Origin of the sequence: Roseateles sp. 22389, from assembly GCF_052044995.1 — a bacterium.
Lineage (GTDB): Bacteria > Pseudomonadota > Gammaproteobacteria > Burkholderiales > Burkholderiaceae_C > Roseateles.
The window spans coordinates 74447-99537 of sequence record NZ_JBQEOF010000020.1 but is presented as its reverse complement, the minus strand read 5'-3'; the positions used below and the strand labels follow the sequence as shown (position 1 = coordinate 99537).

Annotated in this window: 19 protein-coding genes; 14 read left to right on the top strand and 5 right to left on the bottom strand. The window is 69.2% G+C overall.

All coding sequences use genetic code 11. The features are described from left to right. Positions 1–12: 12 nt before the first annotated feature. Complete coding sequence (locus tag ACTJKJ_RS22500) at positions 13–690, bottom strand: type III effector (RefSeq protein ID WP_440822170.1); 678 nt, start codon at positions 688–690, stop codon at positions 13–15. Positions 691–929: 239 nt separating this feature from the next. Between ACTJKJ_RS22500 and ACTJKJ_RS22495 the strand changes: the two genes are divergently transcribed. The 12 genes from ACTJKJ_RS22495 to phoR all read left to right on the top strand — a co-directional run bounded on the left by ACTJKJ_RS22495 (position 930) and on the right by phoR (position 14290). Then, positions 930–1748 (top strand): alpha/beta fold hydrolase, encoded by an 819-nt coding sequence (locus tag ACTJKJ_RS22495; protein ID WP_440822168.1) that lies wholly within the window; start codon positions 930–932, stop codon positions 1746–1748. 92 nt (positions 1749–1840) lie between these two features. Then, entirely contained in the window at positions 1841–2515 is a 675-nt protein-coding gene (locus ACTJKJ_RS22490; RefSeq protein ID WP_440822166.1) for an RlmE family RNA methyltransferase, read from the top strand. Positions 2516–2757: 242 nt separating this feature from the next. Beyond that, positions 2758–4662: an ATP-dependent zinc metalloprotease FtsH gene (ftsH, locus tag ACTJKJ_RS22485; RefSeq protein ID WP_147240354.1), complete on the top strand. Its 1905-nt coding sequence runs from the start codon at positions 2758–2760 to the stop codon at positions 4660–4662. A gap of 219 nt (positions 4663–4881) precedes the next feature. Then, positions 4882–5730 (top strand): dihydropteroate synthase, encoded by an 849-nt coding sequence (gene folP / locus ACTJKJ_RS22480; RefSeq protein ID WP_440822163.1) that lies wholly within the window; start codon positions 4882–4884, stop codon positions 5728–5730. A 145-nt stretch (positions 5731–5875) separates the two neighbouring features. Next, the gene (gene glmM, locus ACTJKJ_RS22475) at positions 5876–7210 is read left to right on the top strand and encodes a phosphoglucosamine mutase (RefSeq protein ID WP_297388635.1); all 1335 of its coding nucleotides are present in this window, start codon (positions 5876–5878) and stop codon (positions 7208–7210) included. Between the two features lie 351 nt (positions 7211–7561). Continuing rightward, entirely contained in the window at positions 7562–8596 is a 1035-nt protein-coding gene (pstS, locus tag ACTJKJ_RS22470; RefSeq protein WP_147240352.1) for a phosphate ABC transporter substrate-binding protein PstS, read from the top strand. A gap of 87 nt (positions 8597–8683) precedes the next feature. Beyond that, positions 8684–9706 carry a phosphate ABC transporter permease PstC gene (gene pstC, locus ACTJKJ_RS22465; RefSeq protein ID WP_440822161.1) on the top strand — a complete coding sequence of 341 codons (1023 nt, stop codon included), beginning with the start codon at positions 8684–8686 and terminating at the stop codon, positions 9704–9706. Beyond that, the gene (pstA, locus tag ACTJKJ_RS22460) at positions 9703–10563 is read left to right on the top strand and encodes a phosphate ABC transporter permease PstA (protein ID WP_147240351.1); all 861 of its coding nucleotides are present in this window, start codon (positions 9703–9705) and stop codon (positions 10561–10563) included. The genes pstC and pstA overlap by 4 nt, the downstream gene beginning before the upstream one ends. A 72-nt stretch (positions 10564–10635) precedes the next feature. Further along, on the top strand, positions 10636–11421 hold the full coding sequence (gene pstB / locus ACTJKJ_RS22455) for a phosphate ABC transporter ATP-binding protein PstB (RefSeq protein ID WP_091733906.1): 786 nt from the start codon (positions 10636–10638) through the stop codon (positions 11419–11421). A 19-nt stretch (positions 11422–11440) separates the two neighbouring features. Continuing rightward, positions 11441–12148: a phosphate signaling complex protein PhoU gene (gene phoU, locus ACTJKJ_RS22450; RefSeq protein WP_099862999.1), complete on the top strand. Its 708-nt coding sequence runs from the start codon at positions 11441–11443 to the stop codon at positions 12146–12148. An 83-nt stretch (positions 12149–12231) separates the two neighbouring features. Beyond that, on the top strand, positions 12232–12933 hold the full coding sequence (phoB, locus tag ACTJKJ_RS22445; protein ID WP_091733626.1) for a phosphate regulon transcriptional regulator PhoB: 702 nt from the start codon (positions 12232–12234) through the stop codon (positions 12931–12933). Positions 12934–12943: 10 nt separating this feature from the next. Next, positions 12944–14290 (top strand): phosphate regulon sensor histidine kinase PhoR, encoded by a 1347-nt coding sequence (gene phoR, locus ACTJKJ_RS22440; RefSeq protein WP_440822158.1) that lies wholly within the window; start codon positions 12944–12946, stop codon positions 14288–14290. A gap of 22 nt (positions 14291–14312) precedes the next feature. Here the strand turns inward: phoR and ACTJKJ_RS22435 are convergent, their stop codons facing one another. From ACTJKJ_RS22435 to trxA, 4 genes are all read right to left on the bottom strand, one after another. Beyond that, a complete protein-coding gene (locus ACTJKJ_RS22435) occupies positions 14313–15962 on the bottom strand; it encodes a hypothetical protein (protein WP_297388644.1) in 1650 nt (549 codons plus the stop codon). Between the two features lie 250 nt (positions 15963–16212). Next, the gene (locus ACTJKJ_RS22430) at positions 16213–16476 is read right to left on the bottom strand and encodes a type B 50S ribosomal protein L31 (RefSeq protein ID WP_091733632.1); all 264 of its coding nucleotides are present in this window, start codon (positions 16474–16476) and stop codon (positions 16213–16215) included. Between the two features lie 140 nt (positions 16477–16616). Continuing rightward, entirely contained in the window at positions 16617–17879 is a 1263-nt protein-coding gene (gene rho, locus ACTJKJ_RS22425; protein ID WP_091733634.1) for a transcription termination factor Rho, read from the bottom strand. Positions 17880–18115: 236 nt separating this feature from the next. Beyond that, the gene (trxA, locus tag ACTJKJ_RS22420; RefSeq protein ID WP_088383781.1) at positions 18116–18445 is read right to left on the bottom strand and encodes a thioredoxin TrxA; all 330 of its coding nucleotides are present in this window, start codon (positions 18443–18445) and stop codon (positions 18116–18118) included. 312 nt (positions 18446–18757) lie between these two features. Between trxA and ACTJKJ_RS22415 the strand changes: the two genes are divergently transcribed. Then, entirely contained in the window at positions 18758–21457 is a 2700-nt protein-coding gene (locus tag ACTJKJ_RS22415) for a PD-(D/E)XK nuclease family protein (RefSeq protein ID WP_440822155.1), read from the top strand. Beyond that, the gene (locus ACTJKJ_RS22410; RefSeq protein ID WP_440822153.1) at positions 21454–25038 is read left to right on the top strand and encodes a UvrD-helicase domain-containing protein; all 3585 of its coding nucleotides are present in this window, start codon (positions 21454–21456) and stop codon (positions 25036–25038) included. Before ACTJKJ_RS22415 ends, ACTJKJ_RS22410 begins: the two co-directional genes overlap by 4 nt. Positions 25039–25091: the final 53 nt, after the last annotated feature.

The following is a 25091-nucleotide window of genomic DNA, read 5'->3' as shown; positions in this document are numbered from 1 at the left end:
AGGCGCCGGCGATCAGCGGTCCGGCTCGGTCTTGACGTCCTTCAGCAGCGGCTGCATTTCCTGCGGCATCAGATGCGCTGGCAACGGGCCGACATCGTGGTCGAGGAGCTGCCTCACGTTCTCGGCATGGGCATGCACGCAGTTGCTGCCCTCCAGGCCACTGGTCTCATAGCGCGGGAAGACCGTGCGCGCCTGCATGGCCTCGTAGCGGCGCGACTGCTCCGGCGTCATCGTGCCGTGGTCGATCACCAGCGTCGACGGCCCGATCGGGATCGGCTTGTCCTCGCCCGCGAGCTTCGCTTCCGCGCGCACCCCTTGGACATTGAACGGCCGGCCACCGGACAACTCGCCGCTCACGGGGAAGGACTCGGACCGCTGGCCCGCCACGAACTGCGGCGAATGCCCCAGCGCGGGCGCCAGTCGCGGATTGAGCCGCAGGTCCTCGGCCGACGGCTGGAACTGCACGTGGCCGGGCGTGAGGATCTTGGTTTCTCCGTCAGCCTCGCGCGTGCGCGTGGGGTCGATGACCGTCGAGATGGGGCGGGAACCCCGCTGCGGCAGGTCCGCGAGCGCCCCGCTGGGCAGGTTGGATGTGGACGTGGACTCGGCGCCGGACTTGCCGGCGTTGTCGCGGACCGATCCCAGCGCGGCGCGGATCGGTGGCGAATTGGTGAGGGGGCGTCTCCACACGGGTGTCTCCTGTCGCGGTTGTGGTTGTCCGCCGAATCTAGGACGGGCGAGTCCGGATGCGATGCCCGGTGCGAAACGGAGCAGGGCAGGGCGAAGGACTTCGTTCCCGCGCACCACCCTTCGCACGCTGAGCTCCGGGGCCTCCGATGCGCTTCCTACAATTCCGTCCGGGCCTTGCGCGGTGCTGAGCAAGACCTGGCACCTCCGCCGACCTTCTCCCGATCTTTCCTCGTACACCCATGCCTGTCATCGACATCGCCGGCCGTTCCCTGCACTTCCAGGACCACGGCACCGGATTCCCGCTTCTGCTCGGACACAGCTATCTGTGGGATTCCGCCATGTGGGCGCCGCAGATCGAGGCGCTCTCGCGGTCCTATCGCGTCATCGCGCCGGACCTCTGGGGGCATGGACGATCCGATGCGCCGCCCGAGGGCACACGCACGCTGGGCGACCTCGCCGCGCAGGCCGGGCTGCTGCTGGACGCGCTGGGCATCCGCGAATGCGCGGTGGTGGGCCTGTCGGTCGGCGGGATGTGGGGCGCCGAGCTCGCCCTGCGCGAACCCGAGCGGGTCCGCGCGCTGGTCATGATGGACACCTACCTCGGCGCCGAGCCGGAGGCGACCCGCGCGCGCTACTTCCAGATGCTGGACACGATCGAGTCGCTGGGCCGGTTCCCACCGCCCATCCTCGATGCGGTGGTCCCGCTGTTCTTCCGCAGCGGCGCTGACCTGGGCGGTCCCCTGCCGATGGCCTTCCGGCGCGCGCTGGAGGGGTTCTCCACCGAGCAGCTGCGCAACGCCATCGTGCCGCTGGGCCGGCTGATCTTCGGCCGTCCGGAGGCGCTACCGCGCCTGGCGGCGCTCGATCCGGAACGTACCTTGCTGATGTGCGGCGCGCTGGACATCCCCCGTCCGCCGGCCGAAACCACCCGGATGGCCGAACTCATCGGCTGCGAGCAGGTCATCGTGCCCGACGCGGGTCACATCTCGAGTCTCGAACAACCCGCGTTCGTCACGCGGGCACTGGAGGCTTGGCTGGAACGGCAGATCGGGCGCTGACGCGCGCCGAGCAGTCCCGGCATACATATCCGAGGTGATATGGTGCGGCCTGCGTCCAGGCGATCCCGCCCGAAGTCGCCGTGATCCGTGCCATGAAAGTCGATACCAAAAGCAAGAAGGTGAACAAGGCGTGGTTGAACAACCATGTCAACGATCCCTACGTGAAACAGGCCCAGAAAGAGGGCTACCGGTCGCGCGCCGCCTACAAGCTCAAGGAAATCGACGAGGAATTCCAGTTGATCCGGCCCGGGCAGGTGGTCGTCGACCTGGGGGCCTCGCCCGGGGCGTGGAGCCAGTACCTGCGCCGGCGCTTCGCGCCCAAGGAGGCGGGCGCCGGCGGCGCGGCGGTGGGCGCGCTGAACGGCCGCATCATCGCGCTCGACCTGCTGGACTTCGAACCGATCGAGGGGGTGGAGTTCCTCCAGGGCGACTTCCGCGAGCAGGAGGTGCTGGCGCAACTCGAGGCGACGCTGGGCGGGGCGAAGGTGGACCTGGTGGTCTCCGACATGGCACCCAACCTGTCGGGCATCGAAAGCACCGACGCGGCGCGGATGGAACACCTGATCGAACTGGCGTTGGATTTCGCCCAGCAGCACCTCAAGCCGGAAGGCGCGCTGGTTGCCAAGGTTTTCCACGGCAGCGGCTATGACCAGCTGGTGCAGGCCTTCCGGGCGCAGTTCAAGCGCGTGAAGACCGCCAAACCCAAGGCCTCCCGAGACAAATCCGCGGAAAACTTCCTGGTCGGCATCGGCCTGAAGAAGGGCTGAGCGGGCGCAAGCGGCCGTGCGGGCCGGTTCGGCCCCGGCTGAAGCCGCGATCAAGCGTCAAAGTCGGGGCCGCTTCGGGCGCTTGTCTTGAGGCACGCATGGCAATATCTATCGTGGCGTGTGGGAATGCCAATCAAGTCGTGGGACTTGACTGGCCTAGAATCCGCCCCATATGCCGTGAAAGTCCGCTGCCCGAGGCTGTTTCCATGGGTCGGCGGTGATGGAATGACAAAGGAGTCGCGGTGAACAATCAGTGGTTCTCGAAAGTGGCTGTGTGGATGGTGATCGCCTTGGTGCTGTTCACCGTCTTCAAGCAGTTCGATCGCAGCGCAACCCAGGGGACTCAGATCGGTTACTCGGACTTCCTCGAAGAAGTCCGCGCCAAGCGCATCAAGCAGGTGGTGCTGCAGGAAACCCCTGCCGGCACCGAGATCCAGGCAACGACCGGTGACGGCAACAAGCTCCGCACCACCGCGCCCTACATGGACCGCGGCTTGGTCGGCGACCTGATCAACTACGGCGTCAAGTTCGACGCCAAGCCCCGCGAAGAGCCCTCGGTCCTGATGAGCATCCTGCTCAGCTGGGGCCCGATGCTGCTGCTGATCGCCGTCTGGGTGTATTTCATGCGTCAGATGCAGGGCGGCGGCAAGGGCGGTGCGTTCAGCTTCGGCAAATCGAAGGCACGCATGCTCGACGAAGCCAACAACACGACCACCTTCGCCGACGTCGCCGGTTGCGACGAGGCCAAGGAGGAAGTGAAGGAGCTCGTCGACTTCCTGAAGGACCCGCAGAAATTCCAGAAGCTGGGCGGCCGCATCCCGCGCGGCGTCCTGCTGGTCGGCCCTCCCGGCACCGGCAAGACGCTGCTGGCCAAGGCCATCGCCGGTGAAGCCAAGGTGCCGTTCTTCACGATCTCCGGTTCGGACTTCGTCGAGATGTTCGTCGGCGTCGGCGCGGCCCGTGTGCGCGACATGTTCGAGCAGGCCAAGAAGAGCGCGCCCTGCATCATCTTCGTCGACGAAATCGACGCGGTCGGTCGCCATCGCGGCGCTGGCCTGGGCGGCGGCAACGACGAGCGCGAGCAGACCCTCAACCAGATGCTGGTCGAGATGGATGGCTTCGACACCAACCTGGGCGTCATCGTGATGGCCGCGACCAACCGTCCGGACATCCTCGACCCGGCGCTGCTGCGTCCGGGCCGCTTCGACCGTCAGGTGTACGTCACGCTGCCGGATGTCCGCGGTCGCGAGCAGATCCTGAACGTGCACATGCGCAAGGTGCCGGTCGGCCAGGACGTCCGCGCCGACATCCTGGCGCGCGGCACCCCGGGCTTCTCCGGTGCCGACCTGGCCAACCTGGTGAACGAGGCCGCGCTGTTCGCCGCCCGCCGCAATGGCCGGGTGGTCGACATGCAGGACTTCGAGAAGGCCAAGGACAAGATCATGATGGGCCCCGAGCGGAAGTCCATGGTCATGCCCGAGGAAGAGCGCAAGAACACCGCCTATCACGAAGCCGGCCACGCGCTGGTGGCGCGCCTGCTGCCCAAGACCGATCCGGTCCACAAGGTGACGGTGATCCCGCGCGGCCGCGCGCTGGGCGTGACGATGCAGCTGCCGGAAGGCGACCGCTACAGCATGGACAAGGAGCGCATGCTCTCGACCATCTCGGTGCTGTTCGGCGGCCGCATCGCGGAAGAGGTCTTCATGAACCAGATGACGACCGGCGCCAGCAACGACTTCGAGCGGGCCACGGCGATCGCCCGCGACATGGTGACCCGCTACGGCATGACCGATGAGCTGGGCCCGATGGTCTACGCGGACAACGAAGGCGAGGTGTTCCTCGGCCGTTCGGTGACGAAGACGACCAACATGTCGGAAGAGACCATGCGCAAGGTCGACCAGGAGATCCGCAAGATCATCGACGAGCAGTACACCATCGCTCGCAACCTGATCGAGGAGCACAAGGACAAGATGCACGCGATGGCGACGGCGCTGCTCGAATGGGAAACCATCGACGCCGACCAGATCGACGACATCATGGACAACCGCCCCCCGCGTCCGCCCAAGGACTGGACGCCGCCGGCCAACAAGTCGGACAGCGGCGGCACCCCCGCGGTGAACACGGGCAGCGCTCCCGCCGCCGCCTGATCGTCGGGCAGTCCACGCACCAGGGGCAATCCCTTTGAAAGGCCGGTCGAGAGACCGGCCTTTCTGCTTTCCGCCCGGCGAAGTTCACGACGGACCATTGGCGGGCCGTTAGCGGACCGTTAGCGCCGCACCTCCGCAGCTTCCGTCATACTGTCCGCTTGGCGTGGCAGTTCCCAGCGCGATCTAGCGTGCCGCCGCGCGCCCGATGTCCTGCCGCCCATGACTGCTGCCTCGCTCTGGAAAACCACCCGCTTCGATCTCGACCTGACGGAGCGCCCCCTGGTGATGGGCATCGTGAACGTGACGCCCGATTCGTTCTCCGACGGTGGCCAGCATGCCGAGGCGGCCAAGGCGATCGACTTCTGCGAGCGGCTGCTGGGCGAGGGCGTCGACATCCTGGACCTGGGCGGCGAATCGACGCGGCCCGGCGCCCCCCGGCTCGACGCCGACGAGGAATGGCGTCGCCTGGAGCCGGTCATGCGGGCGGTGCTGAATTTCGGCGTCCCGGTCTCCGTCGACACCTGCAAGACCGAGGTGATGCGCCGGGCCCTGGACCTGGGCGTCGACATCATCAACGACGTGCAGGCGCTGCGGGACGAGGGCGCCGACGCGCTGCTCGCGGAACATGGCAGCGCTGGCATCTGCCTGATGCACATGCGGGGCGAGCCCGCCGGCATGCAGCAGCTGACCGATTACGCGGATGTGGTGACCGAGGTGTCGGCGTTCCTGGATGAGCGGATGCGGCACCTGGTCACGCAGGGCGTCGCGGCCGAGCGGATCACGCTCGATCCGGGATACGGATTCGCCAAGACGGTCGACCAGAACCTGGACCTGCAGCGCCGGCAGCGCGAGCTGCTGACGCTGGGGCGGCCGCTGCTGGTGGGGTGGTCGCGCAAATCGACCTTGGGGGCCGTGACGGGTCGGGCCGTCGACGAGCGCCTGCCGGCCAGCATTGGCGCGGCGCTGGCGTCGGTGGCCCTGGGCGCGCGGATCGTGCGCGTCCACGATGTCGGCGCCACGGTCGACGCGCTCAAGGTCTGGCAGGCTTTCGGCGCTCCACAAGGATGACCGGCCCGCGCCGTTTCCGATCCATCCCCAATCCCCCATCCCCCATCCCCCGATTACGGGGCCCCATCCTGGGCGAGGAGTGCCCGATACGGCTTCGGCGACAATCCGCGGATTCACGATTGAGAAGTCTCAGGAGGTTGCTTCAATGAGCCGCAAGTATTTCGGGACCGACGGCATCCGCGGGACCGTTGGCCGTACCCCCATCACGCCTGACTTCATGCTGCGGCTGGGCCATGCGGTGGGCCGGGTGCTCAAACGCAGCTATGCCAAGCCCAGTGTCCTGATCGGCAAGGACACCCGCATCTCCGGCTACATGCTCGAGTCGGCGCTCGAGGCGGGCTTTGCCTCCGCCGGCGTCAACGTCCTCCTGACCGGTCCCTTGCCGACCCCGGGCGTCGCCTACCTGACCCGGGCGCTGCGGCAGCACCTGGGCGTGGTCATCTCGGCCTCCCACAATCCCTTCGCGGACAACGGCATCAAGTTCTTTTCCTCCAGGGGCGAAAAACTGCCCGACGCGTGGGAACTCGACGTCGAAGCCGTGCTGGACGAGCCGCCGGTCTGGGTGGATTCCGCCAGCCTTGGCCGGGCGCGGCGCCTGGATGATGCACAGGGCCGCTACATCGAGTTCTGCAAGGCCAGCTTCAGCGGCGACCTCAGCCTGCGTGGCATGAAGCTGGTGGTCGACGCCGCGCACGGCGCCGCCTATCAGGTGGCGCCGTCCGTGTTCCACGAGCTGGGCGCGGAAGTGATCACCATCGGCAACAAGCCGGACGGCTACAACATCAACGACAAGGTCGGCGCCACGGCGCCCGAGGCCCTGGTCGCCGCCGTCAAGGAGCACCAGGCCGACTACGGCATCGCGCTGGACGGCGATGCCGACCGCCTGCAGATGGTCGACGGCGACGGCCGTCTCTACAACGGCGACGAGCTGCTGTACGTGATGGTGGCGGATCGCCTGGCGCGCGGCGAGCGGGTCCCGGGCGCCGTCGGCACGCTGATGACCAACATGGCGGTCGAGCTGGCGCTGCGCCAGCGGGATGTCGAGTTCGTGCGCGCCAAGGTGGGCGACCGGTACGTGCTCGAGGAACTGGCCGCCCGCGGCTGGCAGCTCGGCGGGGAGGGCTCCGGTCACCTGCTGGCGCTGGACCGTCACACCACGGGCGATGGCATCGTCAGCAGCCTGCTGGTGCTGGAAGCCGTCTGCCGCAGCGGCCGTCGCCTCGTCGACCTGCTGGACGGCGTCTCCCTGTTCCCGCAGACCTTGATCAATGTGCGCCTGCAGGCCGACCAGCAGGACTGGAAGAGCAACCCGGCGCTCGCCCGCACCGAGGCCGAGGTCATGGCCGAACTGGGCGATCGTGGCCGGGTGCTGATCCGCAAGTCCGGCACCGAGCCGCTGCTGCGCGTCATGGTCGAGGCGAGCGATGCCGGGCTGGCGCAACGTTGCGCGGAACGTCTGGCCGACGCGATTCGCAGTTGAGCCTTGGAAGCCTGGGCGGCACGCGCCGCTCCGGGCAGTCGGGAACGTGAAAAGAGAGCCGCCGGCGCGAAAGCGTCGGCGGCTTTTTTCCGGTTCATCGCCCCAGCACGCGCCGACACCGTCGTCGAAAGGGTTTTCTGCGCGGTCTGGCGGGCCCTGGAATGAAGATGACAACGGGGTGAATTGAATATGACAATGGCCGCGACCCGGTGGCCCAAGGGTCATTTCTCCTCTGGGGCGCTCTCCGTAACGAGATTTTTCCGACCCGGGGTCAGCGTCACGGATGTGTCACATTGAGGTCATAGCATCCGCTCCGTTCGCCAACCAACCAAGCGATAGGACTGAATGACCATGAATCAACTGCGTGCTGGCCTGCTGTTCGCCGCTTGTGCCGCGATGTTCTCCGTGGCCCATGCTCAAGAGGTGACCGGCGCGGGTGCCTCCTTCCCGGCCCCCGTCTACGCCAAGTGGGCTGACGCCTACAACAAGGCCACCGGCGTCCGCATCAACTATCAGTCGGTGGGTTCTGGCGCCGGCATCAAGCAGATCCAGGCCAAGACCGTCGACTTCGGCGCGTCGGACGCCCCCCTGAAGGACGAGCAGCTGGCCAAGGACGGCCTGGTCCAGTTCCCGACCGTGATCGGCGGCGTCGTGCCGGTCATCAACGTCAAGGGCATCACTCCCGGTCAGCTCAAGCTCAACGGCCAGATCCTGGGCGACATCTACCTGGGCAAGGTCGCCAAGTGGAACGACCCCGCCATCGCCGCCCTGAACCCGGGCGTGGCGCTGCCGGACGCCGCCATCGCCGTGGTTCGCCGCGCCGACGGCTCGGGCACCAGCTTCCTGTTCACGAACTACCTGTCCAAGGTCAATGCCGAGTGGAAGTCCAAGGTCGGTGAAGGCACCGCCGTGAACTGGCCCACCGGCGCCGGCGGCAAGGGCAACGAAGGCGTGTCGGCCTTCGTGACGCGCCTGCCGAACTCGATCGGTTACGTCGAGTACGCCTACGCCAAGCAGAACAAGATGACCTACGTGCTGATGAAGAACGCCGCCGGCAACTTCGTCAGCCCCAGCGACGACGCCTTCAAGGCCGCTGCCGCCGGTGCCAAGTGGAACGAATCGTTCTACCAGGTGCTGACCGAGCAGGCCGGCAAGGACAGCTGGCCCATCACCGGCGCGACCTTCATCCTGATGCACGCCGCCCAGGACAAGCCGGCCCAGGCCGCCGCCGCGCTGAAGTTCTTCGACTGGGCCTACACCCAGGGCGACAAGACCGCCGACGAGCTGGACTACGTGCCGCTGCCGGCCGCCGTCAAGGATCTGGTCCGCAAGCAGTGGGCCGATCATGTGAAGGACGGTTCGGGCAAGGCCGTCAGCTTCAAGTGATCCTCGCCTGACGACACAGCCCGGTGACCCGCGTCGCGGCCACCGGGCTTTCGCACAAGAATTCCAGACACTCCCAGCGGAGGCCCCGTGGCCGCAATACTTCCAGCCAATTCCATCGACCGAGATCGCGGCCAGGAGCGCGCCCAGCCTGACGGCCGTCCGCCCCAGCGCCGACGCGTCGCGCCCTGGGCCGACACCGTGTTCTCGGCGCTGACGCACGGCGCGGCCTGGCTCACGCTGGCCTTGCTGGCCGGCATCATCGGCTCGCTGCTGATCGGGGCCGCGCCCGCGATCAAGCAGTTCGGCCTGAACTTCCTGATCACCGCGGACTGGGACCCGGTGCAGGAGAAGTTCGGCGGCCTGGTGATGATCTACGGCACGCTGATGACCTCGCTGATCGCGCTGCTGATCGCGGTGCCGGTGAGCTTCGGCATTGCGCTGTTCCTGACCGAGCTCGCGCCGGGCTGGCTGCGCCGCCCGCTGGGCATCGCCATCGAGCTGCTGGCCGCGGTGCCGTCGATCGTCTACGGCATGTGGGGCCTGCTGGTGTTCGGGCCGATCCTGGCGACCTACGTGCAGCAGCCGCTGCAGTCGCTGCTGGGCGGCGTGCCCTACCTGGGCGCGCTGGTGTCCGGCCCGCCGGTGGGCATCGGCATCCTCTCGGCCGGCATCATCCTGGCCATCATGATCATCCCGTTCATCGCCTCGGTGATGCGTGACGTCTTCGAGGTCACGCCCGCGATGCTCAAGGAATCGGCCTACGGCCTGGGCTCCACGACCTGGGAAGTGGTCTGGAAGGTCGTGCTGCCGTACACCAAGACCGGTGTCGTGGGCGGCATCATGCTGGGCCTGGGCCGCGCGCTGGGCGAGACCATGGCGGTCACCTTCGTGATCGGCAACATGAACCAGCTGAACTCGCTGTCGGTCTTCGAGGCCGCCAACAGCATCACCTCGGCGCTGGCCAACGAATTCGCCGAAGCCGGCGCCGGCCTGCACCAGGCCTCGCTGATCTACCTGGGCCTGGTGCTGTTCTTCATCACCTTCGTGGTGCTGGCGTTCTCCAAGGTCCTGCTCAACAAGCTCAAGAAGAACGAGGGAGCCCGCACATGAGCGCCACCAACGCCAAGCGCCTGGCGATGTACAACAAGCGCAAGCGCGTCAACCAGATCGCGCTGACGCTGTCCCTGGCCGCGATGGGCTTCGGCCTGGTCTGGCTGATCTGGATCCTGCTGGAGACGCTGATCCAGGGCGTCGGCGGCCTGACGATCGCCACCTTCACCCAGATGACGCCGCCGCCGATGGCGGAAGAGGGCGGCCTGGCCAACGCGATCTACGGCTCGCTGCTGATGGTCGGCCTGGCCACCTGCGTCGGCACTCCGATCGGCGTGCTGGCCGGCGTCTACCTCGCCGAGTACGGCCAGAAGACCTGGCTCGGCGCCTGCGTGCGCTTCATCAACGACATCCTGCTGTCGGCCCCGTCGATCGTCGTGGGTCTGTTCATCTACACGGTCGTCGTTACGCGGATGAAGTCGTTCTCGGCGCTGGCCGGCATCCTGGCGCTGGCGCTGATCGTGATCCCGGTGGTCATCCGCACCACCGAGAACATGCTGAGCCTGATCCCCAATGCGCTGCGCGAGGCCGCCTACGCGCTGGGCACGCCCAAGTGGAAGGTCATCCTGACCGTCACGCTCAAGGCCGCCCGCGCGGGCGTCGTCACCGGCGTGCTGCTGGCGCTGGCCCGCATCTCGGGCGAGACCGCGCCGCTGCTGTTCACCGCGCTGTCCAACCAGTTCTGGACCAGCTCGCTGGGCAGCCCGATGGCCAGCCTGCCGGTGACCATCTTCAAGTTCGCGATGAGTCCCTACGAGAACTGGCAGAAGCTCGCCTGGGCCGGCGTCTTCATCATCACCATCGGCGTGCTGCTGCTCAACATCGCGGCCCGCGTGCTGTTCAAGGAAAAGCATTGACCGGCTGACTGCCGCCGGAGCCGCGTGCTCCGGCGCCTCACGATCAACGAATCCCACGAATCGAGAAACAACATGGACGTCAAAGTCGACATGCCGGTGACCGAGAAGGCGAAGCTCTCGGTGAAAAACCTGAACTTCTACTACGGCAGCTTCCACGCGCTGAAGAACATCAACCTGGACATCCCCGAGAACAAGGTCACCGCCTTCATCGGGCCGTCGGGCTGCGGCAAGTCCACGCTGCTGCGCACGCTGAACCGGATGTTCGAGCTCTATCCGGAGCAGCGCGCCGAGGGCCAGATCCTGCTGGACGGCGAGGACATCCTCACCAGCAAGGAAGACGTGTCGCTGATTCGCGCCAAGGTCGGCATGGTGTTCCAGAAGCCGACGCCGTTCCCGATGTCGATCTACGACAACATCGCCTTCGGCGTGCGGCTGTTCGAGACGCTGTCGCGCGTCGAGATGGACGAGCGCGTCGAATGGGCGCTGAAGAAGGCCGCGCTGTGGAACGAGGTCAAGGACAAGCTGAACCAGAGCGGCTCGGGCTTGTCGGGTGGCCAACAGCAGCGCCTGTGCATCGCGCGCGGCATCGCCATCAAGCCGGAAGTCCTGCTGCTGGACGAGCCCTGCTCGGCGCTGGACCCGATCTCGACCGGCAAGATCGAGGAGCTGATCCACGAGCTCAAGCACGACTACACCGTCGCGATCGTGACCCACAACATGCAGCAGGCCGCCCGCTGCTCGGACTACACCGCCTACATGTACCTGGGCGACCTGATCGAATTCGGACCGACCGCGGAGCTCTTCATGAAGCCCAAGCGCAAGGACACCGAGGACTACATCACGGGTCGTTTCGGTTAATCAGAGGGGAGCGAAGACCATGACTGACAAGCATCTGTCCACCCAATTCGACGCCGAACTCAGCGGCATCTCCACCCGCGTGCTCGAGATGGGCGGCCTGGTCGAATCGCAGGTCGCGCAGGCCGTCGAGGCGCTGGGCACCTTCAGCGGCGACATCGCCAGCCACGTCCTCAAGCAGGAGGAGATCGTCAACACGATGGAGATCGAGATCGATCGCGACCTGTCGACGATCATCGCCCGCCGCCAGCCGACCGCGCGCGACCTGCGCCTGCTGATCGCCGTGTCCAAGACGATCGCCAACCTCGAGCGCGTCGGCGACGAGGCCGCCCGCATCGCCCGCACCGTGCAGCGCCTGATCAACACCGGCGTGTCGAGCCGCCTGCGCCTGCCGATGTCGGACCTGTCGTACGAGGCCGAGCTGGCCACCGCGCAGCTGCGCAAGGCGCTGGACGCGTTCGCGCGGCTGGACGTGGACCGCGCGCTGGAAGTGCTCAAGGCCGACGACCAGATCGACAAGGAGTTCGACGGCCTGATGCGCAAGCTCATCACCTACATGATGGAAGACCCGCGCACCATCTCGTCGTCGATCGACCTGGTCTTCGTCGCCAAGGCGATCGAGCGCGTGGGCGACCATGCCAAGAACCTGGCCGAGGTCATCATTTACGTGGTCAAGGGCACCGACGTCCGCCACAACTCGCCCGACGCCGTCGAGCACATGGTGCGCTGAGCACCGATCGCGATCCTCCCGTGCGGCCCGGCCCTGATCGGGGTGCCAGGACCGGCGGGACCGAATAAGAGGAGTTACCCCGCATGAGTCGCATCCTGGTCGTCGAGGACGAATCCGCCATCGCTGAACTGATCTCCATCAACTTGCGCCACGCCGGTTATGAGGTCACGCTGGCCGGCAATGCCGAGCAGGCGCAATTGGAAGTGGACCGCGTGCTGCCGGATCTGGTCGTGCTCGACTGGATGCTGCCGGGCCAGACCGGCCTGGCGCTGGCGCGCCAATGGCGTGGCGCGACCCGCACCCGCGAACTGCCCATCATCCTGCTGACGGCGCGCGCGGAGGAGGTCGACAAGGTCTCCGGCCTGGACGCCGGCGCCGACGACTACCTGACCAAGCCGTTCTCCACCAACGAGCTGCTGGCCCGCATCCGCGCGGTGCTGCGCCGCAAGGCGCCCGAGGCGCTGGACACGGCGGTCGAGGTCGGCGGCCTGGTGCTGGACCCGGGCACGCGCCGCGTCAGCCGCGAGGGCGTGGAGGTCAAGCTCGGCCCGACCGAATTCCGCCTGCTGCACTTCTTCATGACGCACCCGGAGCGCGTGCACAGCCGCTCGCAGTTGCTGGACCGCGTCTGGGGCGACCATGTGTTCATCGAGGAACGCACCGTCGACGTCCACGTCAAGCGCCTGCGCGAGGCGCTGGAGAAGGTCAGCTGCGCCCGCATGATCGAAACGGTGCGCGGCGCCGGCTACCGTCTGACCCAGCAAAGCAGCGCCCTGTCGGCCTGAGGACGCGTCCATGGCATGGATGTTGTCGCGGGTGCTGATGCTGGTGCTGGGCACCGGCGTGGCGGGGGGACTGGGCTACTGGTTGGGGGAATGGATGCGGATGCCGCAGCTGGCGGCGGCGCTGGCCGCGGCGGCGGCCGTCATCCTGATGGCCGTCTGGGACGCGGCGCGGGCGCATCGGCTGGTGACCTGGCTGCGCGGCGACCAGAACGACGACGCGCCCCGGCTTGGCGGCCTGTGGGGCGAGATGGCCTACCGCGTCGAACGCGGCCTGCGCGACCGGGAGCGCCGCTACGACCGCGAGCGCCAGCAGCTCGAGCAGTTCCTGCTGGCGATCGAGGCTTCCCCCAATGGCGTGATCCTGCTCGACGGCCAGGACCACATCCAATGGTGCAACGTCGTCGCCGGCGACCATTTCTCGCTGGATCCGCAGCGCGACAAGCTGCAGCGGATCACCAACCTGGTCCGGTATCCGGCCTTCGTCTCCTACCTGCAGAACGGCAATTTCCAGCAGCCGCTGACGCTGACCAACACCCGCGCGAAATCCACGCTGCAGGTGCTGGTGCGCGATTACGGCGTCGGCGGGGAGTCGCGCAAGCTGGTGCTGTCGCTGGATGTGACGGACCGCGAGCGCAACGAGGCGATGCGGCGTGATTTCGTGGCCAACGTGTCGCACGAGATCCGCACGCCGCTGACGGTGCTGGCCGGCTTCATCGAGACCATGGCCAGCCTGCAACTGACCGAAGCCGAGCGCAAGCGCGTGCTGCACCTGATGCAGCAGCAGACGACGCGGATGCAGACGCTGGTCGGCGACCTGCTGACGCTGGCGCAGCTCGAGGGCAGCCCGCGGCCGGCCGCCGATCACTGGATCGCANCGCAGGCGCTGTCCAGCGGACGGCATGAACTGGTCTGCGAGCGCCAGACCGGTGTCGAGCTGGCGGGCGTCGAGACCGAAATCCTCAGCGCGATCGCCAACCTGGTCAGCAACGCGGTGCGCTATACGCCGGAAGGCGGGCGCATCGAGCTGCAATGGCGCTGGACGCCGGACCATGGCGGCGAGATCTCGGTGATCGACAACGGCCCCGGCATCGCGCGCGAGCACCTGCCGCGGCTCACGGAGCGCTTCTATCGCGTCGACGGCAGCCGCTCGCGCGATACCGGCGGCACCGGGCTGGGACTGTCCATCGTCAAGCACGTGGTCCAGCGCCATGGCGGGGAACTGCGCATCGACAGCGAGCCGGGCAAGGGCTCCAGCTTCCGACTCAAGTTCCCGGCCACGCGCGTCCGGCTGGCGGATTCGCCGGCGATGGGGGATGAGGCCGCACCGGCGGCGCTGGCGGGCGGCGAAGGGCTCTGAGGCGCTTCGGCGGCGGGGCGGGTCAGCGATCCTTCTGCATGACCAGGTAGGTGGCGAAACGGTCCGTCGGGCGGCGGACGACGCCCAGGACCTTCCAGCCGCTCGGCGGCGTCGGCGTGCCCTCGCCCTGCACCGAGATCGCGATCGAGCAGGCGGTGGCGGCCAGGTTCTGGGTGGCATCGACGCGCCAGTGGCCCTGGAACTCCAGCGCAGCCAGCGCATGCGTCGGCAGGCTCGGCGCGGCGATGCAGTCGACATCCCTGGGCACATGCGCCGCGATGCGGTCGACCAGCGGCTTGTTGCTGCGCGCGTAGTTCAGCGGATGCAGGCCCAGGGTCATGGCCAGCAACCAGGCCAGCGCCACGCCGCCGGCCGGCAGCGCCAGGCTCTTCCAGATCGCGTGGCGGTGGCGGGCGGTGCGCCAGCGCACCAGCCACAACCAGGCCAGGGTGCCCAGCAGGGCCAGCACGAAGGTGAGCAGGCTGAATTCCGGCTCATAGCCCTGGGCCAGCTTGCGGACGTTGGCCAGGAACTTGGCCGGCCAGCCGACCTGCAGCGCGGTGTAGTACAGCCACAGGAAGATCGCGCCGGCGGTGAAGAAGAACACCGAGAACCAGTCGAGCAGCGCGCTGGCGCTGCGCTGGAAGGTCGGCAGCGCGAAGCTCGCCAGCACCGCCAGCGGCGGCAGCGCGAGCAGCATGGCGCGGTCGTCGGCCCCCATCAGCAGGCTGGTCAGCAGCGGCACCAGCGAGGCCAGCAGCGGCACGGACAGGTGGCGCCGCATCAGGTGCGAGCGCCAGCGCCACAGCGACCAGGCCGCCAGCGGCCAGGCCGGCCAGCAGAACCAGCCCAGCAAACGCAGCCAGTCCAGCACGCTGCGTTCGCTGGCCTTGACGCGCCAAGCCCAGCCATGCATCGGCCAGGCCACGAGCGCCGCCAGCGCCATCGCGCCGAGGATCCAGGGCAGGAACTTGCGGGCGTCCTCGTAGGTCGAGCGGTAGCAGAGCCACAGCGCGCCGATGGACAGCGCCAGCGCGACGGCCGGCGCGCCGCTGGTCGCGAGCACCGGCAGCGCGGTGAACATCGCGGCGCGCGCCTTCCCTCTGCGGAAGGGGAGCGCCGCGAGGCTGTAGACGAAGAGGGTGATGCCCAGCAGCTGGAGGATCTCGGGCGTGATCTCGTGGCCCAGGCGCAGCAGGCCGACGCTGGCGATCAGCGCCAGCAGGCAGCCGTCGGCCATGGCGCGGGCGTAGTCGACCGCATGGGCCTCGCCGCCGAAGGCGAACGCGACCGGCTGTGCGGCCTCGGTGCGGGCCAGGTGCAGGCAGCTGTACCAGGCCAGCGCCAGCACCGCCGCCAGCATCAGGCCGAAGGGCATGCGTGCCGCCACCGAGGGCTCCAGGAAGGGCAGCAGCTTGATGCCCAGCGCGCCGACCCAGTAGGGCAGCAGGCCGCCATCCGCGGGCAGGCCGGCGATCGCCGGCTGCAGCCACGGCGCGTGGCCCTGCGCGATGCTGGCGATGAAGCCGTAGGCGGTGAGATCGGCGTTGCGCCACGGGTCACGGCCGAACAGGCCGGGCAGCACGTAGGCCGCGCACAGCAGCAGCAGGGCCCAGCGAGGGATCGGGTGCGTGCTGCGCTCGGCCACGACGGCCGGGGTGGGCAGATTCATGCGCGTCTGTCTCGTTGTCGTTGTGAATGCCGGTGCGCATCATGCCGCAGCTTCGGTGCCCTCGGGACGACTCTGCTGGCAGCGCACGGTAAAGGGCTCGAGGGCCGCGACGCGCTGTACCGGGCGGGAGCGACGCGGCGTCGGCGGGCCGGACGGGAAGGCGTGGCGCCGCGCGGCGCCATGAAAAAAGGCAGCCGGTGTGGCTGCCTTCTTCGCGGGGACCGGATGAGCATCCGGTCGGGGAGGGCGCTCAGGCCTTCTTGCGCAGGTTCGCAAACTTGTTGCGGAACTTCTCGACGCGGCCACCCAGGCTGTCGACGCTCTTCTGCGTGCCGGTGTAGAACGGGTGCGATTCGCTGGAGGTTTCCAGCTTGACCAGCGGCAGTTCGCGGCCGTCGTCCAGCTTGATCGATTCCTTGGTCACCACCGTCGAGCGGATGATGAACTGGGCGCCGTTGGACTGGTCCACGAAGACCACGTCACGGTAGTTGGGGTGAATGCCTTCTTTGGCCATCTCGCTTACCTCGCTGCAGTGCCGCCAGCCACACCGCCCCTTGCAGTGCACTTGTCGACAGCGGAAAAACGCGGAGTATAGCTGAAATGAAGGAAGCCGCCCAGAGGGCGGCTTCCGTGAAGTCCTTGGCAGGGCCGGTATCAGCCGCCTCTGCGCATCATGTCGAAGAAGTCGTGGTTGTTCTTCGAGGACTTCATCTTGTCGAGGATGAACTCCATCGCCTCGATCTCGTCCATCGGGTAGAGCAGCTTGCGCAGGATCCAGGCCTTCTGGAGGATCTCCGGCTTGAGCAGCAGTTCCTCGCGGCGCGTGCCCGACTTGTTCAGCAGGATCGACGGGTAGACCCGCTTCTCGGCCATGCGGCGATCCAGGTGGATCTCGCAGTTGCCGGTGCCCTTGAACTCTTCGTAGATCACCTCGTCCATCTTGGAGCCGGTGTCCACCAGCGCGGTGCCGATGATGGTCAGCGAGCCGCCTTCCTCGATGTTGCGCGCCGCGCCGAAGAAGCGCTTGGGGCGCTGCAGCGCGTTGGCGTCCACGCCGCCGGTCAGCACCTTGCCGGAGCTGGGCAGCACGTTGTTGTAGGCGCGGGCCAGGCGGGTGATCGAGTCCAGCAGGATGATCACGTCCTTTCTCAGCTCGACCAGGCGCTTGGCGCGCTCGATGACCATCTCGGCGACCTGCACGTGGCGGGCGGCCGGTTCGTCGAAGGTGGAGCTGATGACCTCGCCGCGCACGGTGCGCTGCATCTCGGTCACTTCCTCGGGGCGCTCGTCCACCAGCAGCACCATCAGGTGGGCGTCGGGATAGTTGGCCGCGATCGAGTGCGCCAGGTGCTGCATCATCATCGTCTTGCCCGACTTGGGTGGCGCGACGAGCAGCGCGCGCTGGCCCTTACCGAGCGGGGCGATCAGGTCGATGATGCGGCTGGTGATGTTGTCCTCGCCGCGGATGTCGCGCTCGAGCTTGAACTGCTCCTTCGGGAAGAGCGGCGTCAAGTTCTCGAACATGATCTTGTGCTTGGACTCCTCCGGCGTCAGGCCGTTGACGCGGTCCACCTTCACCAGCGCGAAGTAGCGTTCGCCGTCCTTGGGGACGCGGACCTCGCCTTCGATCATGTCGCCGGTGTGCAGGTTGAAGCGGCGGATCTGGCTCGGCGACAGGTAGATGTCGTCGGTGGACGCCATGTAGCTGGTCTCGGGCGAGCGCAGGAAGCCGAAGCCGTCCGGCAGTACTTCCAGCACGCCGTCGCCGAAGACCTGTTCGCCGGCCTTGGCGCGCTTTTTCATGATCGCGAACATCAGCTCCTGCTTGCGCATGCGAGCGACGTTGTCGATCTCCAGCTCTTCGCCCATCTTGATCAGGGCGGAGACGTGAAGCGCCTTCAGTTCAGAAAGATGCATGGGGGGGTTGACCCGGTCTGTCGTCCAGGGCCTGCCAAGGCCAGGGACACAAACAACGGCGAGCCCAAGGGACGCGCTGCCGCGTTGCTGCGGACGGAGAGGATGCGTGGAGACTTGGGCGCCGAGTCCACGCGCTCACCCGGAACGTCGACGGCGTCCGGGGACGCCGCGCTGCCCGGGAGGGCGTGTTGGCAAGTTGTCCACCGGAGCCGCATGGGCCCCGGCGGATCGGATGATTATAGGTGGGCGTCCAGGAACGACGTCAACTGGGCCTTGGACAGGGCGCCGACCTTGGTGGCGGCGAGCTGGCCGCCCTTGAACAGCATCAGCGTCGGGATGCCGCGGATGCCGAACTTGGCGGGCACTTCGCGGTTGTCGTCGACGTTGAGCTTGGCGATCTGCAGCCGGTCGCCGTAGTCCTTGGCCACTTCGTCCAGGATGGGGGCGATCATCTTGCAGGGGCCGCACCACTCGGCCCAGTAGTCCACCAGCACGGGCTTGTCGGACTGGATGACGTCGCTGTCGAACGAGGCGTCGGAGATGTGTTTGATCTGTTCGCTGCTCATGGAGATGGTCCTTGCGTGATGTCCCTGCCGGGCGGATGCCTCGGGATGGGCGGCCGGCCGGGCGACAATATGTGCCGCCTCGGGAGCCCCAGGGTTGCAGGGCGAGCGACGATTCTCACACAAGCCCGGAAACCTCGGCCCGAGTAGGCGCTCCAGCCACATGACGGTGCGCAGGGCGGATCTCAAGGCGCGGGGGCCGAGGATTTCGCTATCGTCGCGATTCGCGGAATGCCGCCGTCCCAGCCTTCAATCCCTCATTCGCCAGAGTCCGCCACCGCCTTGACGCCTCAGTCGCCCCCGCCGATGCCCCGGATGACGTCCGCTCCGGACCTGCCGCCGTCGCTCCCGCGCGCGACGGCGACCGTCGACTTCCCGTTGCTGCCTGCCCACACCAGTGCCGCGATCTGGGACGGCGTCGCGCGCCGCGCCGCGCAGTGGCTGGAGGCCAACGGTCTGGCGGCCCGTGACGCGGTGCTGCTGCTGCCTTTCGCGCAGCACCTGCAGCCGGCGCGGCTGGCCTGGATGAAGCTCTCGCGCTGGCAGCCGCGCATCGAGACGACCCGCAGCCTGGCTTCGGCGCTGGGCCCGAGCCCGCTCCCGCAGGCCCGCCAGATCACCGGCGACGCCGCCATCGACGCCCTGGCCGCGCGCGCGCTGCTGCGGAGCCAGAGCTGGGCCGAGGCGCTGCGCGAGCAGGACCCGCGGGCCCACGACGCGGCGGTGCTGCGGCTGGTCGAGTCCGCGCATGCGCTGGCGCGCGAGGCGACGCTGCGGGATCCGGCGCGGCGCGCGGCGTTCTGGGACGACGGCCGGCTGGCGCTGGCGCAGCAGGGCGGCGTCGGTCACCTGGAGCGCGCGCTGCTGGCGGTCGCGCTCGAATGGGCGGCCGCCGACGGCCGCGCGCCGGCGACCGATGCGCTCTTCCACCTGCGCCCCAGCGCCTGGCTCCACCTGCAATGCGGCGGGCCCGATGCGCTGGCCGAGGCGCTGCTGGCGAGCGCCGAGGCGGCCGGCATCCCCTGCCTGCGCCTGAACGCCGACCTGCCGCTGGACACGGCCTTCGACGGCGGCGCGCCGGTCGGGCGGCTGGAACAGGCGGTCTGCGAGGACTTCGAGGACCTCGCGCAGTGCAGCGCCGCGTCGGTGCTGGACCACCTGCAGGCCGGGCGCGCGCCGGTCGCGCTGATCGCGCAGGACCGGGTGCTGCTGCGCCGGGTGCGCGCGCTGCTGGAGCGGCAGGGCCTGGGCATCAAGGACGAAACCGGCTGGACGCTCGCCACCACCGCGCCGGCCGCGCAGCTGATGGCGCTGCTGCGGGCGGCGCGGCGCGAGGCGACGGTCGACGAGTGGCTGGCCTGGCTGAAGACGCCGCTGGCCGCGTCGCTGCGGGAACACGGCGGCAGCGCGTCGCTGAGCGCGCTGGAGAGCCACTGCCGCAAGCGCGGCTGGTCCTCGCCGCAGGCGGTGCGCGCCGAGCGCCTGCCCGCCGGCAGCGCGCGCCTGTGGACGGCCGCGCGCGAGGCGCTGGCGCCGCTGCAGCTGCGCGGCGCGCAGGCGCTCGAGCAATGGATCGCCGCGCTCACGCAGACGCTGCAGCAGCTCGGCGCCGACGAGCAGCTCAAGCGCCAGCCGGCCGGCGGGCCGCAGGTGCTGGATGCGCTCTGGCTGAGCAAGACGCCCTGGCCGGGATCCGGGCACGAGGCGGTGCTGCGGGAGGCGCAGCTGAGCGCGGCGGAGTTCGTCGACTGGGTGTCGCAGACGCTCGAGGCGGGCGAGTACAAGCCGCCGCTGGAGGGCGGGCTGCAGGTCATGATCACGCCGCTCGCGCGGACGATGCTGCGCCCGTTCGGCGCCATCGTGCTGCCCGGCGCGGACGCCGCGACGCTCGGGCCGGTGCCGCCCGGCCCGGCCTTGATCGGCGACGGGCTGGCGCGCCAGCTGGGCCTGCCGACCGCCGAGGACAAGCGCCAGGCGCTCGCCTGGCAGTTCGCGCAGCTGCTGCGGGCGCCGGCGGTGACGCTGCTGCGCCGCGGGCACCTGGGCAGCGAGCCGCTGGCGGCCAGTCCGCTGCTGGAGCGGCTCGAACTGGCGCTGCGGGCGGTGGGAGCGAGCTTGCCGGCGTGGCGCGATCCTCGCATCGAGGTGGCCGTGCAGGCCGCGCCGGCGGACCGCGCCGCGGCGCGCGCCGGCGGGCGGCTGCCCGCGGCGCTGAGCGCCAGCGCGGTGGAGTCGCTGCGCCAGTGCCCGTACCAGTTCTTCGCCCGCGTGCTGCTGGGGCTGCGCGAGGCCAACGAGCTCGAGGTCCAGGCCGACAAGCGCGACTACGGCACCTGGCTGCATGCGGTGCTGCACCAGTTCCACACCGAGCGGGTGGAGGGCGTCGACCCGGCGCTCGACGACGCCGCGCGGCTGCAGCGCGCGGCGCAGGACCAGATGCGCGAGCTGGGGCTGGCGCCGGCGGAGTTCCTGCCGTATTCGGCGAGCTTCGCGCGCTTCCTGCCGGCCTACCTGGACTGGCTGGCCGAGCGGGAGTCCGAGGGGCAGCGCTTCGAGCGCGGCGAGGTTGATCGCCGCGTGCGTCCGTGGGCCGGGATCGAGCCGGCGCTGGAGGACCTGGCGCTGCTGGGCCGCATCGACCGGGTGGACGGGTCGCCGGAGGGGCAACTGCTCGTCGACTACAAGACCGGCAGCGTCAAGGGCCTGAAGGACAAGGTCGCGAATCCGCTCGAGGATACGCAGCTCGCCGTTTATGCCGTATTGATGGGGCATTCGGGCTCCCACGCACCGCTCCGCGCGCAATACCTGGCCCTGGACGATTCGAAGGGCATCACCCCGATCGAGCACGAGGACGTCGCCACCACCGCCGCCGTCATGCTGGACGGCCTGCGCGGCGACCTGATGGCCATCCACGCGGGCGATCTGCTGCCCGCGCTGGGCGAGGGCGTCGCGTGCGCCTACTGCGAGATGCGCGGCCTGTGCCGTCGCGACGATTGGGAAGGAGCCGCGCCGTGACCGGCTCGACGGACATGACGACCGACATCGCGACCGACGCCGTCGCCGGCACCGCGGCCGCCTACACCCTCGACGGCGCGCCGGTCGCCCGCGAGCGCTTCTACGCGCTGGCCTGCGATCCGGCACGCAGCGTCGTCGTCGAGGCCTGCGCCGGCGCGGGCAAGACCTGGATGCTGGTGTCGCGCATCCTGCGCGCGCTGCTGGACGGCGCCCGGCCGCAGGACATCGTCGCGATCACCTTCACCCGCAAGGCAGCCGGCGAGATGCGCGCCCGCCTGAACGAGTGGCTGCATGAATTCGCCCATTGCGACGACGCGGGCCGCGTGCTCGCGCTGCGCCAGCGGGGCCTGCCGCAGGCCCAGGCCGAGGCGCTCGCTCCCCGGTTGGCGACGCTGCAGCAGCGCCTGCTGCAGGAAGCGCGGCCGGTGGAGATCCGCACCTTCCACGCCTGGTTCTCCCAGCTGCTGCGCGCCGCGCCGCTGGAGCTGCTGCGCGCGCAGGGGCTGTCGCCGGAGTTGCAGCTGCTGGAGGACGAGACCGACCTGATGCCCGAGCTCTGGCAGCGCTTCCACGCGGCCGTGCTGGCGGACGAATCGCTGCTGGCGATCTATCGCGAGCTCTGCCTGGTCCACGGTCGCAACAAGCTGCAGGACTGGCTGATGGCGGCCTTCGACAAGCGCGTGGAGCTGCGCCTGGCGCAGGCGCATGGTCGACTGATGGACAGCGTGCCGACCGCGGCCGACGTGGTGCCCGAGCTGGCCGCGTTCGGCGATCCGATGGACGCCTTCACCGCGATGCGCGGCGAGCTGCAGGCGCTGGCCGCCGAGCTGGGGCAGGGGCGGAACAAGACGCAGAAGGCCGCGGCGGTGGCCCTGGAGATGGCGCTGTCGGCGCCCCGGGACGAGCCGCTGGCCGAGGCCCGCGCGCTCGCCGCGGTGCGCGCCGAACTCTTCACGCAGAAGGGCACGCTGGTGAAGGCGCTGGGCGATTCGCCGCTGTTGCTCGAGCTGGGCGACCGGCTCGCCCGGCTGCAGCTGGCGCTGGACCAGGCCGACGCGCGCGCCTGGCACCAGCAGATGTGCGGGCTCGCGCTGACGCTGCTCGAGGCCTTCGAGCGCCTGAAGCGGGAGCGCGGCCTCGTCGACATGAACGACCTCGAGCGCGGCGCGCTGGCGCTGCTCGGCGACGCCGAGCTGTCGGGCTGGGTGCAGGAGCGGCTGGACAGCCAGGTGCGACACCTGCTGATCGACGAATTCCAGGACACCAGCCCGCTGCAGTGGCACGCGCTGTACGCCTGGCTGTCGGGTTATGTCGGCGCCGGGGGCGGCGCCAGCGGGCAACGGCCGCCCTCGGTGTTCATCGTGGGCGATCCCAAGCAGAGCATCTACCGCTTCCGACGCGCCGAACCGCGCGTCTTCGCCGCGGCGCGGGACTTCGTCCGCGAAGGCCTGGACGGCGTGCTGCTGGCCTGCGACCACACGCGGCGCAACTCGGCGCCGGTGCTGGCGGCGGTGAACGCGGTGTTCGAGCAGGCCAGCCTGGCGCAGCAGTACACCGGCTTCCGGGCCCACACCACCGAGGCGGGCGGCGGCGATCCGCTGGATGGCGTCCACTTCATCGCGGGCGACGAGGCGGACGACGAGGAATCCGCGACGTCCATGCGCGACGCGGACACCTGGCGCCCGAGCCTGACCGAGCCGCGGCGCGAGCCGGAACTGCATCGCCGTGAAGCGGAGGCCCAGCGCATCGCCGCCTGCATCGCGGCATTGCTGAGGGACGGCCAGGTGCAGCCGGGCGACGTGTTCGTGCTGGCGCGCAAGCGCGAAGGGCTGCGGGTGCTGGCGCAGGTGCTCAAGGGCCTGGGCATCGCGCATGCGGCGCCGGAGGACATGGCGCTGCTCGACGCGCCGGACGTGCGGGACCTGCTCGCGCTGCTGGATGCGCTGGCGTCCAGCGGGCATCAGCTGTCGCTGGCGCATGCGCTGCGCAGCCCCTTGTTCGGCGCCACCGAGGCCGACCTGCTGTGGCTCGCGGCCGAGTCGCGCTCCGCGCATTGGCTCGGCCAGGAGCCGCCGCAAGCGCGCCGGTCGACGCCCGCGGTCGATGAAGCGCCTCTGGCTGACGACGCGCCGCCGAACGGCTCGGCGGACAGTGACGAATCCGCAGCCAGCTCGACCGGGCCGGTCACGCGCTCCTGGTGGGAAGTCCTGCTGCAGGCCGAGCCTGCGTCGCTGAGCGAGCCGCTGCGACGCGCGCAGGGCCTGCTGTCGCGCTGGGCGGCGGTGGCCGCGCTGCGCAGCCCGCACGACCTGCTGGATGCGATCGTCGACGAGGGCGACCTGATGGCTCGCCTGGCCGCCGCCGTGCCGGCCAGCGAGCGCCGTGCGCGGCTGCATGCGGTGGAGGCGCTGCTGGCGCTGGCGCTGGAGCTCGACGGCGGGCGCTATGCCGGCTTGTACGGCTTCGTGCGCGCGCTGAAGAGCCGCGCGCTGAAGCTGGCCGCGCCCGCCGAGCCCGATGCGGTGCAGCTGCTGACGGTGCATGGCGCCAAGGGCCTGGAGGCCAAGGTCGTGGTCCTGATGGACGCGGAAGCCGGGCCGGCGCGCGCCGAAAGCATGGCGCTGGCGATCTCGTGGCCGGTGCAGGAGCCGGTGCCGCGGACCGTGGCCTTCATCGTCTCGGAGGCGAAGCCGCCGCCGTCGCTGCAAGCGCTGCTCGACGATGAAAAGGAGCAACGCCAGCGCGAGGAGCTGAACGCGCTCTATGTCGCCATGACCCGGGCGCGTCATCGACTGCTGCTGAGCCGCACGCCGGCCAAGCGCCAGAGCGCATCGGCGAGTTGGTGGGCACGAGTGCAGCCGCACGCGGCGCCGCTCGCGGTGCCGGAGCTCGACGCGGGCGTCGATGTCGACGCCGCCAACGCGGAGGATGCTGCTCGTGCCGCGCATGCCGCTGCCGCCGCGCATGCCGATGGCGTTGCCACCGTGGCCCGCTTGAAGGTCCTGCCGCGCGTCGCGCCGCTGCCCGCCGAGGCGGTCGATGGGATGGGCGCCGAGGTCGGCCAGAGTCCGGACGAGGTCGACGAAAGCGCGGCGCTCGGCGAGGCGCTGCATCGCGTGCTGGAGTGGCACAGCGGCCCGCGAGGGCGCGATCACACGCTCGACCGTCTGATGGCGGCGGCGGCCCAGATGTACGGGCTCGACGCGCGTCGCGACGAGCGCCTGCAGCGCAGCGTGAAGGCGATCCTCGGCAGCGCCGACTGCGCCGCCTTCTTCGATGCCGGTGCGCTGGCCTGGCATGGCAACGAGGTGCCGCTGAGCTGGAACGGGCACGACATGCGCCTGGACCGGCTCGTCTGCCGGCAGGACGCCGCGGGCGCGCGGACCTGGTGGGTGCTCGACTACAAGCTGAATCCGGCGCCGCAGCGCAACCCGGACTACCTGCAGCAGCTGTGGCGCTACCGCGAGGCGGTGATGGCGCTGCAGCCCGGCGAGCCGGTGCGCTGCGCCTTCATCACCGGCCAGGGCCGGCTGATCGATTGCACCGAGGCGGTCGCGGGCGCGGCGGATCTCTTCGCCTGAAGTGCGCGGCGCGGGCCGCCGTGGGGCATGCCCCGCCGTCGCCGGCCAGGCCG

What these genes read in the sequence shown, in the direction of transcription:
- ACTJKJ_RS22495 (WP_440822168.1), top strand. Translation starts at nt 930, where the DNA reads ATGCCTGTCATCGACATCGCCGGCCGTTCCCTGCACTTCCAGGACCAC.
- ACTJKJ_RS22490 (WP_440822166.1), top strand. Translation starts at nt 1,841, where the DNA reads ATGAAAGTCGATACCAAAAGCAAGAAGGTGAACAAGGCGTGGTTGAAC.
- folP (WP_440822163.1), top strand. Translation starts at nt 4,882, where the DNA reads ATGACTGCTGCCTCGCTCTGGAAAACCACCCGCTTCGATCTCGACCTG.
- glmM (WP_297388635.1), top strand. Translation starts at nt 5,876, where the DNA reads ATGAGCCGCAAGTATTTCGGGACCGACGGCATCCGCGGGACCGTTGGC.
- pstS (WP_147240352.1), top strand. Translation starts at nt 7,562, where the DNA reads ATGAATCAACTGCGTGCTGGCCTGCTGTTCGCCGCTTGTGCCGCGATG.
- pstA (WP_147240351.1), top strand. Translation starts at nt 9,703, where the DNA reads ATGAGCGCCACCAACGCCAAGCGCCTGGCGATGTACAACAAGCGCAAG.
- pstB (WP_091733906.1), top strand. Translation starts at nt 10,636, where the DNA reads ATGGACGTCAAAGTCGACATGCCGGTGACCGAGAAGGCGAAGCTCTCG.
- phoU (WP_099862999.1), top strand. Translation starts at nt 11,441, where the DNA reads ATGACTGACAAGCATCTGTCCACCCAATTCGACGCCGAACTCAGCGGC.
- phoB (WP_091733626.1), top strand. Translation starts at nt 12,232, where the DNA reads ATGAGTCGCATCCTGGTCGTCGAGGACGAATCCGCCATCGCTGAACTG.
- ACTJKJ_RS22435 (WP_297388644.1), bottom strand. Translation starts at nt 15,962, where the DNA reads ATGAATCTGCCCACCCCGGCCGTCGTGGCCGAGCGCAGCACGCACCCG.
- ACTJKJ_RS22430 (WP_091733632.1), bottom strand. Translation starts at nt 16,476, where the DNA reads ATGGCCAAAGAAGGCATTCACCCCAACTACCGTGACGTGGTCTTCGTG.
- rho (WP_091733634.1), bottom strand. Translation starts at nt 17,879, where the DNA reads ATGCATCTTTCTGAACTGAAGGCGCTTCACGTCTCCGCCCTGATCAAG.
- trxA (WP_088383781.1), bottom strand. Translation starts at nt 18,445, where the DNA reads ATGAGCAGCGAACAGATCAAACACATCTCCGACGCCTCGTTCGACAGC.
- ACTJKJ_RS22415 (WP_440822155.1), top strand. Translation starts at nt 18,758, where the DNA reads ATGACGTCCGCTCCGGACCTGCCGCCGTCGCTCCCGCGCGCGACGGCG.